Genomic DNA, 16,562 nt, shown 5'->3' on the forward strand with positions numbered 1-16,562 from the left:
CGAGCGGCGACGGGCACCAGGCCTACGGGCCGGGAGCTCCCCCGCCAGGGCCGGGAGCGTCGGGCGCGCAGGGGCCGGGACCGGGCTGGCCGGGACCGGTCGGTCCGGGAGCCCAGGGGCACCGGGCCTACGGGCCGGGAGCAGGCGGGCAGAATCCGGGCGGTCCTGCACCGGTGCCCCCGCCCGGCAGCGAGTCGTGGCCGCCGCGCGGACCGGTCCCGCCCGCGCTGTCCGAACCTCCGGTCCGCACGGCGTACGCCCTGATCGCGGTGATGGCCGTGATGGTGCTCAGCGGCCTCGTGCGCCTGCTCCTGGAGCTGCTCATGGCGGGTCGGCCCCTCGAGACGTGGACCGGGCTGCTGGCCGATCCCGGCGGTCGGGCCACGTTCGGGGCCGTCGTTGCACTTCTGGCGCTCGGAAGCCTGGCCCTCTGGGTCGCGGCGCTGGTGCTGTCGATCATCGTGATCGTGCATGCCCGTCGCGGGAGCCGGCTCTGGATCGGCGGGGTGCTCGCCATCGCCCCGGTCCTGCTTGGTCTGCTCTTCGGCATCGACGTCTCCGGCGACCTGGACCGATTCCCCGACGGCGTCGTGCTCGTCGCCCGAATCCTCGAGATCCTCGGGGACCTGGTGGTGGCGGGGCTGCGGGCCGCCTCGATCGTCCTGCTGGTGCTCGGCCTGCGCGAGGTGCGGGCGGCTCGGAGAGGGAGCGGGCCCGTCGGCAGCCGCTGACCTCCGGGGCCGGAGATGACCACGCGACCGCCCCGCGCCCGGCGTGCGACGGTTGCCACAGCGGAGGTGCGGGGCTAGGTTGGTCGGCGGTGCGCGAGGCTCCCGACCAGGGGGAGCGGAGCCTGCGTGCCACCCGGTCCGACCAGCGGAGACGGACGTGCGGCGTCATCGAGGACGCCCCCGGCCGCGCGACGGACCCGAAGCGAAGGAGCCCCATGGACCACCCCGGCACCGACCAGCCCCGCGATGACCAGTCCGGCCCCGACCAGCCCGGCATCACCCGTCGCGTCGGCCTCGCCGCCGGGGCGCTCGCCGCCTGCACCGGAGCCGTCGGCCTCACCACCGCCGCCCACGCCATGGGCGATCCCGCACCGCGCAAGGAGCGCCCCGAGAAGCAGGCCGCCGCCTCCGCTCCCGGATGGCGGCCCGGCGGGCCCCACCCCCACCCCTGGAACCGGCGCGGCTCCTCGAGGACGCTCGAGGACGTCGACCCCGCCGACGTCGGCCTCGATGCGGAGGTGCTCGCCCAGCTGCCCGGCATCCTCCGTGCCGGCCTCGACAACGACCCGCCCCGCTTCTCCGGTGCGACGCTGCTGGTCGCCTCGCAGCGCGGCATCGCCTACGAGCACGCCGACGGGTACGCGCTGCGCTGGCAGGACGCGAGCACCGAGCTGCCCGAGGCGGAGCGGATCCCCGCCCGGACGGACACGATCTACGACCTCGCCTCGATCTCGAAGATCTTCACCGCCACCGCCGTCATGCAGCACGTCGAGGCGGGACTGCTCTCGCTCGAGGACCGCGTCGCCGACCACCTCCCGCGCTTCGCCGAGAACGGGAAGGGCGAGGTCACGGTCCAGCACCTGCTCACCCATGTCGGCGGGCTGCCCGCCTTCATCAACCTCTACTCCGCTTTCCCGGACATCCCCTCGCGGATCGACGCGGTGCTCACCGTCGCGCCGAGCACCCCGCCCGGCACGAAGTACGTCTACTCCGACCTGGGCCTGATCACGCTCGGGCTCATCGTCGAGAAGCTCTCCGGGCAGAGCCTCGACGCGTACGTGCGCGAGCACATCACCGGCCCGCTCGGCATGGACGAGACGATGTACAACCCGCCCGCGGAGCTGAAGGACCGCATCGCCGCGACCGAGTACGTGGAGTACTACGGCCGGCTCGTCCACGGCCACGTCCACGACGAGAACGCCTACTCCCTCGGCGGCGTCGCCGGGCACGCCGGGGTGTTCTCCACCGCCCGCGACCTCGCCGTGTTCGCGCAGATGTTCCTGCACGGCGGGATCTACGGCGGGGCCCGCATCCTCCAGCCCGACACCGTCGAGTCGATGTTCACCGACCGCATCGCCGAGATCACCGGCGTCGGCGGCGCACGGCGCGGTCTCGGCCCGGAGCTCGAGGCCTGGTTCTACCATGCGGGCCTGACCAGCCCCTACAGCGGTGTGCACACCGGGTTCACCGGCACCTCGCTGGTCATCGACCCGCTCACGGAGACCGTCGTGGTGCTGCTGACCAACTCGGTGCACCCCACCCGCGAATGGTCCACCACCTCGGTCACCCGTCGCGAGGTCTCCACCTGCGTGGCCCATGCGCTCGGGATCGTCCCTGAGAGCGTGCGGTCGGGCTGGCGCGCCGGGGTCCGCGACGCCGCCACGGCGACCCTGGAGATCTCCGCGGACCTGCCCGGCCGCGAGCCCGTGCTCGAGGCGGAGCTGTTCGCGCACCTCGAGACCGCCTACGACCTGCTGGTCCTCGAGGTCTCGGCCGACGGGGGAGAGAGCTGGACGCCCCTGCCGGGTCGCCTCACCGCCCGCCACCAGGAGCCGGTCGAGATCCCCGACGGGACGATCACCGGCTGGGGCCGGCGCGTGGCGTGGACGGGGACGTTCCCGCTGGTGGACGCGTCGGGCCCGCTCTCGGGCGAGGTGCAGGTGCGGCTCGCCCTGACCACCGACGGCTCCACCCGCGGCCTCGGCGCCTGGGTGGGCCGGCTGCGGGTCCTGGACCGGAGGCGGGTGCTCGTGGACACCGATCGGCCGGGCGACCGGGACGCCGTCGTCGCCGACGGGTGGTCGCTTCCCGGGTGAGGCCGGCGGCGCCGGGCCGACGGCCCAGGGGCGAGGCCGTGGGGCACGAGCCCGAGGTCGTCGCGCACTGAGTCGTCGCGCTCTGAGCCGTCCCGCCCGGATCGTCCGGACCCGGCAGTCCCGCCCGGATCGTCCGGACCCGGCAGTCCGGCCCGGATCGTCCGGACCCGGCAGTCCGGCCCGGCAGCCCGGCCGGCCGTCGGGCGCTCAGGCGCTCAGGCGCCGAGCGCGGCCTCGATGTCGTCCGCGATCTCCTCGGGGGTGGTCTGCGGCGACCAGCGACGCAGCACCTGTCCGTCCCGGTCCAGCAGGAACTTGCCGAAGTTCCACTCGATGTCCCCGGCGGGGATCTTCAGCCCGCCCTCGACCTCGTGCTCGCCGGTCAGCCACTGGTACAGCGGGTGCGCGCCCTCGCCGTTGACCTCGATCTTCGAGAACATCGGGAAGGTGACTCCGTAGTTGACCTGGCAGAACTCGGAGATCTCGTCGTCGGTGCCGGGCTCCTGGTTGTTGAACTGGTCGCAGGGGAAGCCCAGCACGGTGAGCCCGCGGTCGGCGAAGCGCTCGTGGAGGGCCTGCAGCCCCTCGTACTGCGGGGTGAGCCCGCACTTGCTGGCGGTGTTGACCACGAGCACGACGGAGCCGAGGTGCTCGCCGAGGTCCTGCTCGGTCCCGGAGAGGGTGGTGGCGGTGAAGTCTGCGAGAGTCGTCATGCCTCCATTGTGGGACCCGTGGCTGGGCGGTGGGCGAGGCCAGCGTCGCCGGGGCGCTGGACCGTTGCTCCGCTCCGCACCCCGCCCTCGTCCGCACCCCTGCCGCCACCCCTGCCGCCGACCGTTCCTCCACACCGCCCCGCCGTCCCCACTTCCGGGTTCGGCCTGGCCCTCTCGTGCGGGCGCCGCAAGCATGGAGGAATGACGAGCGCACCGTGGTTCCCGGGCACCTCGGGGGAGGACACCCCCGAGGAGACCCTCGCCGCGCTGCGCCGCACGGACCCCGTCGGCCTCGCCCAGCACCTCGGTGATCTGGCGTTCCTCCTCCAGGGGCTCGCCGGCGACCCCACAGACCTGTTCACGACCGAGGACCGTGCGCGCCGCGAGTTCTCCGACCTGCTCGGCGCGATCCAGGCCTCCCGCGGGGCGCTCGACTCCCTCGAGGCCCGCGCCGTGATCGCCCTGCAGGAGACCACGCGCCGCGAGCGCTGGGAGCAGGCGCGCGACGACGCCGCCCACGAGGACGCCGCCACCCCCTCACGCAGCCGCATCGAGAAGGAGGCCGACGGCTCCACCGTCACCGACATCTCCCTGATCACCCGCCGCTCCCCGCACATGGCCGGCCGCACCCTCGCCTCCGCCCGGCGTCTCGTCGAGACACTCCCGCGGATCATGTCGGCGCTGGCCGCGGGGCAGATCGCCGGGGATGCCGCCTACACCGTCGCCGATGCCTCCGCCGTGCTGGAGCCGGACCTCGCCCGCGAGGTCGACCGGATCCTCGGCGAGCGGCTCCCCGAGCTCGACGGTGCAGGCACCCGCAGATGGCGGGACGCGGTCGCGACCGTCGCCGGGGAGCTCGACCCGGAGGGCGCGGCGCTGCGCCACCGCCGGGCGCGCAGGGACCGCCACGTCACGATGACCCCCGGTCAGCACGGGATGGCGACCCTCACGGCGCGGCTCTCCGCTCTCGACGCCCAGCAGATCCACCGCCGCCTCAGCCGCGAGGCGGAGCGACGCCGCGCCGCCGGGGACCGCAGCGGCCACTCCGCCGTGATGGCGGACGCGTTGGTCGACGCGGTGCTGCGCCCCGAGGAGGGGGCGCCGCCGGTCACGCTCGAGGTCGGCGTGATCATCACCGACCGTGCCCTGTTCTCTCCGGAGGCGGGCGACGTCGCCCACCTCGAGGGCTACGGCGCCGTGCCGGCCGAGGCGGTGCGCGAGCAGCTCCTGGCCTGCACGACCCCGCCCGCTGAGGGGGAGCGCGACCCCTTCGGCCCCGACGGCGAGGCCGTGCGGGCGACGCTGCGACGTCTCTACGCCCATCCCACTGCCGGCGAGCTCGTCGCGATGGACGCCGCCTCGCGCCCCTTCCCTCCCGTGATGCGGCGCTTCCTCAGCCGCCGCGACACCACCTGCCGCGGACCGTTCTGCAATGCGCAGATCCGCCAGTACGACCACATCGTCCCCGTCTCCCGCGGAGGCCCCACCAGCCTCGACAACGGTCAGGGGCTCTGCGCCCACTGCAACAAGAAGGAGCAGCTCGCCGCCCGCGTCGAACGGGTCGAGAACTCTGCCCTGCCCGGGCACCGGGTGCGCTGGACCGGGCACTCCGGCGCGGCGCGGGAGACCGGGCCGACGCCGCTGCGGGGGCTGTCGGTCGGGGATAGGCCGGGCAGCGAAGAATCGTCGGACCCCGACGGAGCGTCGGGAGGAGGCGAGTCACCGTCAGGCCGAGACGCGCCGCCAGGCATGGACACATAGTCGGACCGGGGTAGGCCGGCAGTTCAGGCTGAGCGACGGGCCCGACGACGGACCGAACAGTGAGGAGCAGCGGCCCTCAGAAGCCACTCGACCCAGTCGGCCGCAAGAACCCCGGAACGTCACTCGACCCCGTCGGCCGCGAGACGGAGCGCCGCCGATGTGGCGTCGCCGAACTCCGCGGCCTCCTGCACGCAACGGGCCAGCAGCCACCGTCGGGTCCGTCGACGATCCAGCCCCGCGAGGTCAGCCATCCGATCGGCGAACGCCCCCGGATCCGCGACCAGGCGCTGCCCGTCGTTGAGCATGTGCTGCAGCACCTCGTAGTGCGGATCGCCGATGTACGGCTTCGGATCGATCATCAGCCACCGATCCGGCCCGTCATGGGTGAGGATGTTGCCCGGGTTCAGGTCCGTGACCAGCAGGATCTGCTCCCCGTCCCACTCCCGAGGCAGCTCGCGGAACAGTCCGAGGCCGTGCTCGACGAGCCCCGACGGCAGCAGCGACGGGACGGCCTCGGCATGCCGCCGGGCGGCGCTGTCGGCCCACCACGTGCACATGTGGGCGAGCGGCCGGAACGAGGACGGGGCGGGGAGGGTGGAGTCGGCGGCCGGATCGTCGTCCGCACCGAGCAGCTCGTCGACCGGGACGCGGAGCCGACGCAGCACCGCCGCGGCCACCTCGTCCCGCTCGGGCCAGGTCAGGCAGCGCGCGAGCGGCACCCCGGGCCGAACGTGCTCCATCAGGAGAGCCGCCGTGTCGCCGCGCCGCTCGCTGCGCAGCAGCTGCGCCGCCCCGCGCCCCTGCCACGCCCGCATCCCCGCCGCCTCGTCGCGGGACTCATCATGCGCCCACGCCACCTTCAGCACCCGTTCGTCCCCGTCGGCGGTGCGCGCGGGCGCGACCCAGGCGCTCGAACCGCCCGGTCGGAACGGCGGCAGCGCCGTCAGCTCCCACCGCTCCAGCACCTCGTCGACCAGCGCGGGAAGGCGGGCGAGCCACGCGCGCAGCGCCGGGTCCTGCGCCGCCCGCAGCCCCTCCGGGAGCGGATGTCCCGCGACCCGCGAAGCCGGTGAGCTCATGAGGAGAGCTCCCGCGCGGGCCGCTCGAGCACGGGCGCCGGCATCTGCGCCGTCGCGGCCGGGTCGAACGGGCGGAGCCTCGCCGTCCCTGCACCCCCGTCGGCGGCCCCGAGCGGCAGCAGGAGAACAGGAGCAAGGGGTGCGGTCACGGGATCTCCTCGATGAGCGTCGTCGACGCCCCGCAGACTACGGGAGAGGCCGGCACGACCGGCGGGTCCACGGTGCGCGCCGACGAGACCTCGGTGCCCGAAAGGCGGGACCGCGGTGCGCCGACAGGACCGCAGCGCGCCGGCGCGCCGTGGCACGGTCCGACGGCACGTCCGCAGAGCGGTCGATCATCGGCGATGCAGGGGCCAGCGCCGGCGGCCGGGAGCACCGCGCACCAGTGGATACGATGCGCTGGTGAAACCGTTCGTGCAGATCGCCACCCGTCCCGAGGACGACGTCGCCGCCACCGAGCGCTCCGCCGTGCTCGACTTCACCGGCCTCCAGGAGCAGGACCTGCTCTGGGCGCGCCTGGACCGCGACCCCTTCCCGGACCTCGCGGTGGACGACATCTCCGGCATCATCCTGTGCGGCAGCCCCTTCACCGTCTCCGACCCCGTCGGCTCCAAAGGCGAGGCGCAGCTGCGGGCCGAGGCGGAGATCGACCGCGTCCTCGACCAGGTCATCGCCCACGACGTCCCCTTCCTCGGCGCCTGCTACGGCATCGGCACCCTCGGCACCCACCAGGGCGCCCTCATCGACCGCGCCCACGGCGAGCCGCTCGGCGCCGTCGAGGTCACCCTCACCGAGGCCGGTCGCGAGGATCCGCTGGTCCGCGCCGCGCAGCTCGAGGACACCTTCCTCGGGCTCGTCGGCCACAAGGAGGCCGTGCACACGCTGCCCCCGCACGCGACCGCGCTCGCGAGCGGACGCACCGCACCGGTGCAGATGTTCCGCGTCGGGACCAGGCAGTACGCCACCCAGTTCCACCCCGAGCTGGACGTTCCCTCGATCATCGAGCGGGCTCGCGCCTACCGGGACCACGGCTACTTCTCGCCCGACGAGATGGAGGAGATCTTCGCCGAGCTGCGGCACGTCGAGGCCGACCAGCCGCCGCGGCTCCTGCGCGCCTTCGCGGAGCTGTTCGCACGCTGACCCGGCTCACGCGCCGACCCGGCTCACGCCCTGACCCGGCTCACGCGCCGACCCGGCTCACGCCCTGACCCGGCACGCGCGTTGACCAAGTACGCGCGCTGACCCGGCTCCCGCGCCGACCCGGCTCACGCCCTGACCCGTCAGGGAGCCGGGAAGCGTTGTCCTTCCTCCGCTTCCGCCCGGCACGTCTCCCGCGACGGTCTGGCCTGCTCCGGTAGCGTCCGGTGCGTGCCACGATTCACGCCTGAGCAGGTCCGCCGACGTCAGATCGTCGCGGGCTCCCTCGCGCTGCTGCTCGTGCTGGTCATCGGCGGATGCACCGTCTCGGTGATCCGGGGCCTCGGCGGGGGCGGGCAGGAGGCGGCCAAGAGCGATCCGGCGCCCTTCACCGCCGACGACGCGGCGATGGAGGTCCCGGCGACCTCGGCCGACGCCGCCGCGCTCGAGAACCTGCCCGCGGAGACGACGCTCGCGCCCGACGAGGTGATGGGCATCGACGTCTCCGCCCACCAAGAGGAGATCGACTGGGCGGCGGTCGCCTCCGACGGGTACGGCTTCGCGTACATCAAGGCGACCGAGGGCGCGGGCTTCGTCGACTCCCGCTTCCAGGAGAACTGGGCCGGCGCGCAGGCCGCCGGGGTGGTCCCCGGCGCCTACCACTACTTCACGCTCTGCTCCTCCGGCGCGGACCAGGCCGAGGACTTCCTCGCCGCGGCCCCGCCCGACGACTCGGCGCTGCCGCCCGCTCTCGACCTCGAGTTCGACGGCGCCTGCGAGGAGCGGCCCGGCGCGGTCGACGCGCAGGCCGAGGTCGACGCGTTCACGGCGATCGTCGAGAAGGCCTGGGGCCGTCGTCTGCTGATCTACTCCTCCTCGGAGTGGCGCGACCACTACGGCCTGCCGGTCACGGACTCGCGCCCCGACTGGCTGTTCTCCTCGGGCAGCCGCCCCATGCAGGGCGACTGGGCCGTGTGGCAGCTGCGCTTCGACGGGACCGTCTCCGGCATCTCCGGCGGCGTGGACATCGACGTCGCCCGCATCGAGGTGCTGCGCGAGCACGCCGAGATCCCCGACGGCGAGGGCGCGATCGGCCACGAGGTCGACGAGGGCTGACTGCGAGGCGGGCTGACTGCGAGCACAGAAGCGTGCGAGCGCAGCAGACCGCGAGCGCAGCAGACCGCGGGAACGGCTGACTGCGGGAACGGCTGACTGCGGGAACGGCTGACTGCCGGGCTCTCAGCCCTGCAGGTCGAGGCGGCCCCCGGCGAGCTCGCGGCCGTGGGCGGCGACGACGTCGTCCAGGACGAGGTTCCAGTGGTCCAGCAGGCCCTGTCGCTCGGCGGCGCCGAGCAGACGCTCCTGATGGATCTCGAGGATCGTGGCCCGGCCGAGCGACTCCGGGGCCTCCTGGAGCGTCACCTGGAACACCGTCTCGTGGTCCAGGGTGTCGGGGGTCCAACGCAGGCGGACGCGTCGGCCGACATGGCAGCCGATCACCCGGCCGTGGACCCGGCCCCCGCGACGCACCGGGGCACCGACCATCTGCGGGACGGACTCGACACCCAGCCACTGCGGGAGCCACTCGGCGAGCAGTCGCTGCCAGATCTCGGAGGGCGGGGCGGGAAGGGTGCGTCGGACGTCGAGCTCCCACCCGGCGTCGTGGGTGAGGCCGACGGGGAAGTGCCAGGTCTCGGTCTGCATGCTCCAAAGGTAGGACCGGCCCCGGGGAGAACCCAGGGTGGGAGCTGGACTGTCCTCAGGTGTTCGCCGGGGCGTCGCCGGGGGGACACCAAGGAGGGGACCGCGAGTGATCCGGGCCATCTCCGGTCTGCCACCCGTCAGCCGGCGGCCCGGTCGCGCTGCCGCAGGGCGGCCCGGTCGCGCTGCCGCAGGGCGGGCCGTCGGCCGATCGAGCGGCGGGGCGCCTCCGCGCGCGTCGGGCCGACGACCAGCGCGGCTCAGGCCGCCTCGACGGCCTTCCGCACGGAGTCCGTGCTCGTGATGTCGCCGCTGAACTGCTCGCCGTCGATGAGCACGGCCGGCGTGCCCGGGACGGTCTGCTGGGCGTCCGGCTCCACGACCTCCTCCAGCCAGGGCAGGTAGGTGCCCTCGGTCTGGCAGTCGGAGATGTCGACCGCGGCGGCCTCCTCGACGATGCCGATGAGGTCCTCGTCGGGGAGCCCCGCGGAGCCGGGCTGCTGTGCGAAGAGGGCGGCCGAGGCGGGATACCAGTTCGCGGGGTCCTCGGCGGCGGCGCAGAGCGCGGCATTGGCGGCGCGGCCGGAGTAGCCGGCCGGGGAGGAGGTCGCATCGAGCATCGGGCGGGGGTGCATCCGCAGAGTGATCTCCCCGGCCTCGGCCATCTCCTGCAGGTCCGGTCCCTGGGTCGCCTCGAAGGTCTGGCAATGCGGGCACAGGAAGTCCAGGTAGACGTCGACCACGGGCCCGTCGTCGCTGGTGCTGAGCTCGAGATAGGGCTGGTCGGCCGCCGCCCCGGGCGGCGCCACGAGCTCGCCGGAGCCCTCCGCTCCGCCCGGACCGTCGGCCTCGGTGGAGGTGCCGGGACCCGCGTCGGAGTCCGAGCCCTCACGCAGGATCAGGTAGCCGGTGACCCCGCCGAGCACCAGCAGCAGGGCGAGGCCCAGGCAGGCGGCGCCGCCGATGATGCCGAGCACGAGCGGGGTGCGGGAGCGCGGCTGGGACATGGAGGACCTCGCGGGGATCGGGGAGGGAGGGGCGTGCACGAGGGTAGCGGTCCTCGGGAAGGATGTCCGGACGACGGTGCATGCTGGGGGCATGAGCTCTCACGACTCCGCCCAGGCGCCCGACGCCCCCGCCGCATGGCGCACCCGCGCGGAGCGGCCCGACGATGCCGCCGCGCTGCGCGACCTGCTCGCCGCCGCCTTCCCCACCCCCGAGGAGGCGGATCTCGTCGAGGCGCTCCGCGCCGACGGGGAGGCCTGGATCGAGGGGCTCTCCTGGATCGCGCACGCCGACGGGGGCCCGCGACCGGTCGCGCAGGCGCTCCTGACCAGGGCGCACGTCGGCGGGGAGCCCGTGCTCGCGCTCGCCCCCTGCGCGACGCTGCCCGCGCAGCAGCGACGCGGCGCGGGCTCGGCCGCGATCCGCGCCGCGCTCGCTGCGGCGCGCGAGCAGGGCGAGAACCTCGTCGTGGTGCTGGGCCACGCCGAGTACTACCCCCGCTTCGGCTTCACCCCCGCCTCCGGGGTCGGGGTCACCGCCCCGTTCGACGTGCCCGACGAGGCCTTCCTCGCCCTCGCCCTAACCGCCGAGCGTCCGACGCCGCGCGGACAGATCGCCTACCCGCCCGCCTTCGGCGTGTGACGGGACGGCCCCGCGGGAGCGGCCCGGCCAGCCGAGCCGACGGATAGTGCCACGGACAGCAGAGCGGAGGTGAGCAGCAGCTGATGGACGGCCTCTTCGGCGACGACTTCGACGAGCCCGGGCTCCCGGGCTCGCCCTTCGACACCCCGGTCCTGCCGGTGCGGGAGCTGCGCGAGCACCCCCTCGCCCCCGCGGACCACGCGGCGTGGCCGGCGACCCTCGCCCCGATCCGCCAGGTGCTCCGCGACGGCCTCGAGCTCGGCCCGGTCACGGTGCTGACCGGGGACAACGGCGCCGGGAAGTCCACCCTCGTGGAGGCGCTCGCCGGTGCCTACGGACTGAACCCGGAGGGCGGCGGGACCGGGGCGATGCACGCCACCCGCCGCACCGAGTCCCCTCTGGCCGAGCATCTCCAGCTCGTGCGAGGGGCCGGCGCCCCGCGCTCTGGCTTCTTCCTGCGCGCCGAGACGATGCACTCCCTGTTCACGTACTACGAGGAGATCGGCGTCGGCGGGATGATGCACGAGCGCAGCCACGGCGAGTCCTTCCTCGCACTGGTCGAGGAGCGCTCGAGGATCCGAGGGCTGTGGCTGCTGGACGAGCCCGAGTCGGCGCTGTCCCTCAGCGGCTGCCTCACCCTGCTCGAGCTGCTCCAGGGCATCACCGACGCCGGCTCGCAGATCGTGCTGTCCACCCATTCGCCGGTCCTCGCCGCGCTGCCCGACGCCGACCTGTACGAGCTGGGGGAGTGGGGGCTGCGCCGGGCCGACTACGACGACCTCGACCTGGTCCGCACCTGGCGCAGCTTCCTCGAGGCCCCGGAGCGGTTCCTGCGCCATCCGGGCTGAGCGGGCGCTGCGCGCGACGGCATCGCGCGGCGGCGCCCGCGGCATCGGCATCGCGTGCCGCCGTGCCGGCGTCGGGTCCCGGTCTCAGGGCTGCAGGCGGTGACGCTCCCACGCTCCGGTGCGCGCACCGTCGGCCGACCTCTCGTAGACGATCCGGTCGTGGACCCGGTGCGCCCGGCCCTGCCAGAACTCGATTCGCTCCGGACGGATCCGCAGCCCGCCCCAGAACTCCGGGCGCGGCACTTCCGCACCCTCGAAACGTGCCTCGACCTCGGCGTACCTCGCCTCGAGGGCATCGCGCGAGTCGATCTCCCGGGACTGGTGCGAGGCCCAGGCGCCGAGCTGCGAGCCGCGCGGGCGAGAGGCCCAGTAGGCGTCGGACTCCTCGGCAGGCACCTCTTCCACGGGCCCCTCGATCCGCACCTGTCGCTGCAGCGGGTACCAGGGCATGAGCAGCGCGGCGCGCGGAGTGACGCGCAGCTCCCGGCCCTTGTCGGACTCGAGATTCGTGTAGACGACCGCGCCGTCCGCGTCGAGCCTCTTCAGCAGCACGGTGCGGGAGCGCGGCCGGGGCGTGCCGTCGGCGTCGAGCGCGACGGTGGAGAGCACCACGGCGGTCGGGTCCGAGATGTCGCCGCGGGACTCCCGACGTGCGAAGGCGTCCCGCAGCCAGGCGTCGCACAACGCGAGCGGGTCCGCAGGGGCGGCGTCCGCGAGGGAGCCGGCGAGGTAATCGAGTCGTTCGCCGGCGAGACGGTCCGAGGCGCTGGTCATGGCACTGATCGTAGGCCGTCGCACGGCGCGGTGCGCGTGTCCCGCCCTCCCCGCGCCGACCATGGCGTCGGGACGCACGGAGAGCTGAGGGCGACGTCGACGGCCGGCTCAGGCGGCCGCCAGGTGCTGGCCTCCGCCGCGGACCTGGCGCGGGGTCCCGTCGCCGCCCAGCAGGCGGGACCACAGGCCCCGACGCGGGGCGCGGTGAGCAGGAGCCCGGCGCGAAGCGGCCGGGGAGCCGTCGGCCGGGACCGGAATCCTGGCGAGAAGGGCCGGGATCTCCAGCGTGCTCGGGTCGAGCCCCTGGGCGGCGACGAGCTCCCGGCGCTCGCGCACGGCGTGCAGCGCGTCGACGTCGCCCCAGACGCTGGGGAGGGGTCGGTAGGCGATGAGGTGGTCGGAGGTGGCTCGGGTGCGGCTGGTGGCGATGGTCGCGTTCTTCATGCCTCTACGATCCGTCGACGGGTGCGTCGGGCGCGTCCGCCCGGGCGGGCGTCGACGTCCACCCGGGGGAGGATCTTCGAGCGGGCGCGGTCCGACCCGCGGCGCGGCCGTGGGGTCCCGGCGGGCGGGTGCAGCGGCATCGAGGGCGGGAGCCGCCGGTTCAGGCGGGTGCCGGCGCGGACTCCTCGATGCGGTCCCGCGCCGCGCGCAGGGCGGCGAGGATCTTCGCCTCGTGCGCGGGGCCGCACCCGCGGGTCCCGGTCCAGAAAGCTCGTGCCCGCCAGCAGCGCCCGGATCCCGATCGAGTAGAAGGTCCCCGACCGGTCGAGCACTTCGACTGGCTCGACCCGCTGTTCGAGGAGCGGCTCGAGACGCGCGAGGGCCGGATGCTGGTCCCGGACCGTCCGGGGCTCGGCATCACGCTGTCCGAGCGGTGCCGCGCGCTCACCGCGGACTCCGTCCTGCTCGGGAGCTGAGGCGGCGGGCTCGACGACCCTCGCGCAGCGCGCCGGCCGGCGCACAGCGGAGCGCCCGCCGCACAGCGCCGCACGGCGCCACGGCCTGCGCTCAGCGCACCATCCGGATGTCGGGCAGCTGCGGCCAGCGCGGATCGACCTGCCGGGTCCCGTCGGCGACGAAGCCGAGCTTCGCGTAGAAGCGCTGCGCGCGGGCGTTGTCCTCCGCGACCCACAGGCTCGCCGGCTCCTGCCCGATCAGCGATTCCACCAGCGCTCTCGCCAGGCCCGTGCCGTGCCAGGCCTGCTCGACGTAGAGCACCGACAGCTCCCGCTCCCGCACCGGCTCCGCATCGCGGGGCGGCCAGGACGCGGCGAGGCCGACGGGGGTGCCGTCCGCGTCGCGGCCCACCCGGAAGACGCCCTCGTCGGCCTCGGGCGTGCCCGGGGTCAGCCACGTGGTCCAGTGCGCGAGGCGCCGCGCGATCGCGGGCTCCCCGAACCACTCCTCGCCGGTCAGGGCATGGGAGTAGGCGACCTCCCAGCCGCGCACGTGGACGCGGGCGAGCGCGGGGGCGTCGGCGGGGGCGGGCACGTCGATCGTGAACGCGGGTCGCGCTGACCGGGCGCCGGGGTGGGAATCGGTGCGGGGCGCTGACATGCTCGCGAGGGTAGTCCCGTCCCGCCCCTTGCGCTTCCCGTGGATCCTGCTAAGGTCCTCGTCGAACCTCAGCGTTCACCGGATTGTCATCCCCCGTCCCGGCGGGGGAGCAAGACCTGGGACCGTGCCGCGCGCCATGACGCACCCGGCAGGGCCCCGGGTCTTTTTTGTTGCCCGCACCCAGGTCCGCGCCCGACGCCGAGCCCGGACCACTCCACGAAAGGGGGCGAGGACGCCGCATGAGCAGCTCCTCCCCAGGGACCACCGCCCAGACCGCCGAGGACATCCTCCGCGGCGTCGGCGGCCCCGAGAACATCGAGAGCCTCACCCACTGCGCGACCCGGCTGCGCTTCCAGCTGCACGACGGGGCGAAGGTGGACCGCGAGGCGCTGGACGCCCTGCCGGAGGTCATGGGCACGGTCCCGCAGTCCGGCGACCGCTTCCAGGTCGTCATCGGCGGCGCCGTCGCCGGGGTCCACTCCCAGATCATGGCCCTGCCCTCGATGGCCGCCGGCGGCAGCCCCCGCCCGCAGACCGACGCCGAGGTCAAGGCCGCGATCCGCTCCAAGGCGCGCGGGAAGTGGTCCTGGCTCGACAGCTTCTTCGAGTACCTCTCCGACTCCTTCCGCCCCCTCATGGGCGTGCTGCTCGGCGCCTCGCTGATCATCGCGATCGCCTCCGTGCTCGACGCGGTCGGGATGATCGACTTCCGCGCCGAGGACAAGTCCGCGACCTGGGTGTTCGTCGACGCGATGTGGCGCTCGGTGCTGTACTTCCTGCCGATCATGGTCGCCTTCAACGCGGCGCGGAAGCTGCAGATCGACGGCTGGGTCGGAGCGGCCGTGATGGCGGCCGTGATGACCCCGGACTACATGGGCCTGCTGGACGGCACCGCCCCCGGCGTCACCTGCACCACCAACGAGCTGCTCGGCACCCAGCAGTGCGTCGCGACCGTGTTCGGCCTGCCCATGCAGCTGAACGACTACGGCGGCCAGGTGTTCGTGCCGCTGCTGATGGTGGCGCTGCTCGCCCTGGTCTACAAGGGGCTGCAGAAGGTCTTCCCCGCCAACGTGCAGCTGGTCTTCGTGCCCTTCCTCGCGATGCTGGTGATGATCCCGGTGACCGGGTTCCTCATCGGCCCGCTCGGCATCTGGGCCGGCAACGGGCTCGGCGCGGGCCTGGCCTGGCTGAACGGCAACGCGCCGCTCGTCTTCGCGATCCTCATCCCGCTGCTGTACCCGTTCCTGGTGCCGCTGGGCCTGCACTGGCCGCTGAACGCGCTCATGCTGCAGAACATCAACGCCCTCGGCTACGACTTCATCCAGGGGCCCATGGGCGCATGGAACTTCGCCTGCTTCGGCGCGACCGCCGGCGTGCTGCTGCTGGCGATCCGCCACCGCGAGACCGAGATGCGCCAGACCGCCACCGGCGCGCTCGCCGCGGGCCTGTTCGGCGGCATCTCCGAGCCGTCCCTGTACGGCATCCACCTGCGCTTCAAGCGGATCTACCCACGCATGCTCGTGGGCTGCCTCGCCGGCGGCCTGGTGGTGGGCCTGCTGGGCGGGGTGAACACTTCCGTGTTCGCCTTCACCTCGCTGCTGACGATCCCCGTGTTCGACCCGATGCTCACCTACGTCATCGCGATCGCGGTCGCCTTCGTGCTCGCGATGGTGCTCGTGTTCCTCTCCGACTACCGCACCCCCGAGCAGCGCGCCGAGGCGAACGCCGCCCGTGACGCCGCCGAGGCCGCCGCGGCACCCGCCGAATCCGCGCGCGCTTCCGCCGCTGACGCCGCCGACGCCGCGGGGGCCGAGCGTGAGCTCGCGACCGTCGGCGCCCCCGCGGGTGCCGCTGCGGCCGCAGGGTCCGCGAATCCCGTCGCCGGTCCGTCGGCCGGCGGTGCTTCCGCGGCCGACGGCACAGCCTCGACGGGCGGATCCGCGACCCCGGCCGACGGGTCCGCCGCGTCGGATGCCGCCCCGGCCGCCGGCTCCTCCGCGGGCGCCGTCGTGATCGGCGCGCCGGTCGCGGGCCGGCTCGTCGGCCTCGACGAGGTCTCCGACTCCGTCTTCGCCTCCCGCGCGCTCGGCGAGGGCGTGGGCATCATCCCGGCCGACGGGCGGATCCTCGCCCCGGCCGACGGGCTGCTCGCCACCGTCGCCCCGACCGGCCACGCCTTCGGGCTCCTGGCCGACGGCGGCGCCGAGGTGCTCGTCCACGTCGGCATCGACACCGTGACCATGCAGGGCGAGGGCTTCGACGTCCGCGTCGAGCAGGGGCAGGAGGTCGCCGCCGGCGACCTGCTCGCCGTCGTCGACCTCGAGGCGGTCCGCGCCGCGGGATTCGACCCGATCACGCTGGTGACGGTCCCGAACACGGCGACCTTCGCCGCGGTCGAGCCCGCCCCCGCGGGCGAGGTCGCCGCCGGGGACGCCGTGCTCACCGCCCGGCGCTGACCGGAGCGCCGGTGCGCGTACCCTCCCAGCAGAGGGTGCGCGCACCGGCGACGGCTCGC

16 protein-coding genes and 1 pseudogene are annotated in these 16,562 nt (G+C 74.3%); 9 read left to right on the forward strand and 8 right to left on the reverse strand.

Annotation, left to right across the window (positions count from 1 at the left end):
* Positions 1-173: 173 nt before the first annotated feature.
* Positions 174-731 (forward strand): hypothetical protein, encoded by a 558-nt coding sequence (locus tag A4A78_RS03830; RefSeq protein ID WP_062947072.1) that lies wholly within the window; start codon positions 174-176, stop codon positions 729-731.
* 215 nt (positions 732-946) lie between these two features.
* Positions 947-2,827, forward strand: a complete 1,881-nt coding sequence (locus A4A78_RS03835; protein WP_062947073.1) for a serine hydrolase — start codon at positions 947-949, stop codon at positions 2,825-2,827.
* Between the two features lie 215 nt (positions 2,828-3,042).
* Here A4A78_RS03835 and A4A78_RS03840 read toward each other — a convergent pair whose 3' ends face one another.
* A complete protein-coding gene (locus tag A4A78_RS03840) occupies positions 3,043-3,540 on the reverse strand; it encodes a glutathione peroxidase (protein WP_062947074.1) in 498 nt (165 codons plus the stop codon).
* A 201-nt stretch (positions 3,541-3,741) separates the two neighbouring features.
* On the opposite strand from A4A78_RS03840, the gene A4A78_RS03845 reads away from it, so the two are divergent.
* Complete coding sequence (locus tag A4A78_RS03845; protein WP_062947075.1) at positions 3,742-5,301, forward strand: HNH endonuclease signature motif containing protein; 1,560 nt, start codon at positions 3,742-3,744, stop codon at positions 5,299-5,301.
* A gap of 119 nt (positions 5,302-5,420) precedes the next feature.
* Here the strand turns inward: A4A78_RS03845 and A4A78_RS03850 are convergent, their stop codons facing one another.
* Positions 5,421-6,380, reverse strand: a complete 960-nt coding sequence (locus A4A78_RS03850) for an aminoglycoside phosphotransferase family protein (RefSeq protein ID WP_062947076.1) — start codon at positions 6,378-6,380, stop codon at positions 5,421-5,423.
* Positions 6,377-6,529, reverse strand: coding sequence for a hypothetical protein (locus A4A78_RS17725; RefSeq protein ID WP_156488546.1), 153 nt, complete (start codon positions 6,527-6,529; stop codon positions 6,377-6,379). Before A4A78_RS17725 ends, A4A78_RS03850 begins: the two co-directional genes overlap by 4 nt.
* 253 nt (positions 6,530-6,782) lie before the next feature.
* Between A4A78_RS17725 and A4A78_RS03855 the strand changes: the two genes are divergently transcribed.
* Positions 6,783-7,520 (forward strand): glutamine amidotransferase, encoded by a 738-nt coding sequence (locus A4A78_RS03855; RefSeq protein ID WP_062947077.1) that lies wholly within the window; start codon positions 6,783-6,785, stop codon positions 7,518-7,520.
* 228 nt (positions 7,521-7,748) lie between these two features.
* Entirely contained in the window at positions 7,749-8,633 is an 885-nt protein-coding gene (locus tag A4A78_RS03860) for a GH25 family lysozyme (protein WP_062947078.1), read from the forward strand.
* 123 nt (positions 8,634-8,756) lie between these two features.
* On the opposite strand, the gene A4A78_RS03865 is transcribed toward A4A78_RS03860, so the two are convergent.
* On the reverse strand, positions 8,757-9,221 hold the full coding sequence (locus tag A4A78_RS03865; RefSeq protein WP_062947079.1) for a hypothetical protein: 465 nt from the start codon (positions 9,219-9,221) through the stop codon (positions 8,757-8,759).
* Between the two features lie 257 nt (positions 9,222-9,478).
* Positions 9,479-10,225 carry a thioredoxin domain-containing protein gene (locus tag A4A78_RS03870; protein ID WP_062947080.1) on the reverse strand — a complete coding sequence of 249 codons (747 nt, stop codon included), beginning with the start codon at positions 10,223-10,225 and terminating at the stop codon, positions 9,479-9,481.
* A 91-nt stretch (positions 10,226-10,316) separates the two neighbouring features.
* On the opposite strand from A4A78_RS03870, the gene A4A78_RS03875 reads away from it, so the two are divergent.
* Both A4A78_RS03875 and A4A78_RS03880 read left to right on the forward strand, forming a co-directional pair.
* Positions 10,317-10,865 carry a GNAT family N-acetyltransferase gene (locus tag A4A78_RS03875; RefSeq protein ID WP_197466625.1) on the forward strand — a complete coding sequence of 183 codons (549 nt, stop codon included), beginning with the start codon at positions 10,317-10,319 and terminating at the stop codon, positions 10,863-10,865.
* Positions 10,866-10,948: 83 nt separating this feature from the next.
* Entirely contained in the window at positions 10,949-11,713 is a 765-nt protein-coding gene (locus A4A78_RS03880; protein WP_082835170.1) for an ATP-binding cassette domain-containing protein, read from the forward strand.
* Between the two features lie 84 nt (positions 11,714-11,797).
* Here A4A78_RS03880 and pdxH read toward each other — a convergent pair whose 3' ends face one another.
* Both pdxH and A4A78_RS03890 read right to left on the reverse strand, forming a co-directional pair.
* Positions 11,798-12,487 (reverse strand): pyridoxamine 5'-phosphate oxidase, encoded by a 690-nt coding sequence (gene pdxH, locus A4A78_RS03885; protein ID WP_062947081.1) that lies wholly within the window; start codon positions 12,485-12,487, stop codon positions 11,798-11,800.
* Positions 12,488-12,595: 108 nt separating this feature from the next.
* Positions 12,596-12,931 (reverse strand): hypothetical protein, encoded by a 336-nt coding sequence (locus tag A4A78_RS03890; RefSeq protein ID WP_062947082.1) that lies wholly within the window; start codon positions 12,929-12,931, stop codon positions 12,596-12,598.
* 323 nt (positions 12,932-13,254) lie between these two features.
* Here A4A78_RS03890 and A4A78_RS17425 point away from each other — a divergent pair.
* Positions 13,255-13,407: pseudogene (locus A4A78_RS17425) on the forward strand (mandelate racemase/muconate lactonizing enzyme family protein); the annotation flags it as partial.
* Positions 13,408-13,498: 91 nt separating this feature from the next.
* On the opposite strand, the gene A4A78_RS03900 reads toward A4A78_RS17425, so the two are convergent.
* The gene (locus tag A4A78_RS03900; protein ID WP_082835171.1) at positions 13,499-14,047 is read right to left on the reverse strand and encodes an N-acetyltransferase; all 549 of its coding nucleotides are present in this window, start codon (positions 14,045-14,047) and stop codon (positions 13,499-13,501) included.
* A 239-nt stretch (positions 14,048-14,286) separates the two neighbouring features.
* Here A4A78_RS03900 and A4A78_RS03905 point away from each other — a divergent pair, with 239 nt between their 5' ends.
* A complete protein-coding gene (locus A4A78_RS03905) occupies positions 14,287-16,503 on the forward strand; it encodes a glucose PTS transporter subunit IIA (protein ID WP_062947084.1) in 2,217 nt (738 codons plus the stop codon).
* The last annotated feature ends 59 nt before the right edge of the window (positions 16,504-16,562 follow it).

The sequence above is a fragment of the Brachybacterium sp. sponge genome, from assembly GCF_001613775.1.
Taxonomy (GTDB): Bacteria; Actinomycetota; Actinomycetes; order Actinomycetales; family Dermabacteraceae; genus Brachybacterium; species Brachybacterium conglomeratum.

What these genes read in the sequence shown, in the direction of transcription:
- A4A78_RS03835 (WP_062947073.1), top strand. Translation starts at nt 947, where the DNA reads ATGGACCACCCCGGCACCGACCAGCCCCGCGATGACCAGTCCGGCCCC.
- A4A78_RS03840 (WP_062947074.1), bottom strand. Translation starts at nt 3,540, where the DNA reads ATGACGACTCTCGCAGACTTCACCGCCACCACCCTCTCCGGGACCGAG.
- A4A78_RS03845 (WP_062947075.1), top strand. Translation starts at nt 3,742, where the DNA reads ATGACGAGCGCACCGTGGTTCCCGGGCACCTCGGGGGAGGACACCCCC.
- A4A78_RS03850 (WP_062947076.1), bottom strand. Translation starts at nt 6,380, where the DNA reads ATGAGCTCACCGGCTTCGCGGGTCGCGGGACATCCGCTCCCGGAGGGG.
- A4A78_RS03865 (WP_062947079.1), bottom strand. Translation starts at nt 9,221, where the DNA reads ATGCAGACCGAGACCTGGCACTTCCCCGTCGGCCTCACCCACGACGCC.
- A4A78_RS03870 (WP_062947080.1), bottom strand. Translation starts at nt 10,225, where the DNA reads ATGTCCCAGCCGCGCTCCCGCACCCCGCTCGTGCTCGGCATCATCGGC.
- A4A78_RS03875 (WP_197466625.1), top strand. Translation starts at nt 10,317, where the DNA reads ATGAGCTCTCACGACTCCGCCCAGGCGCCCGACGCCCCCGCCGCATGG.
- A4A78_RS03880 (WP_082835170.1), top strand. Translation starts at nt 10,949, where the DNA reads ATGGACGGCCTCTTCGGCGACGACTTCGACGAGCCCGGGCTCCCGGGC.
- pdxH (WP_062947081.1), bottom strand. Translation starts at nt 12,487, where the DNA reads ATGACCAGCGCCTCGGACCGTCTCGCCGGCGAACGACTCGATTACCTC.
- A4A78_RS03890 (WP_062947082.1), bottom strand. Translation starts at nt 12,931, where the DNA reads ATGAAGAACGCGACCATCGCCACCAGCCGCACCCGAGCCACCTCCGAC.
- A4A78_RS03900 (WP_082835171.1), bottom strand. Translation starts at nt 14,047, where the DNA reads ATGTCAGCGCCCCGCACCGATTCCCACCCCGGCGCCCGGTCAGCGCGA.
- A4A78_RS03905 (WP_062947084.1), top strand. Translation starts at nt 14,287, where the DNA reads ATGAGCAGCTCCTCCCCAGGGACCACCGCCCAGACCGCCGAGGACATC.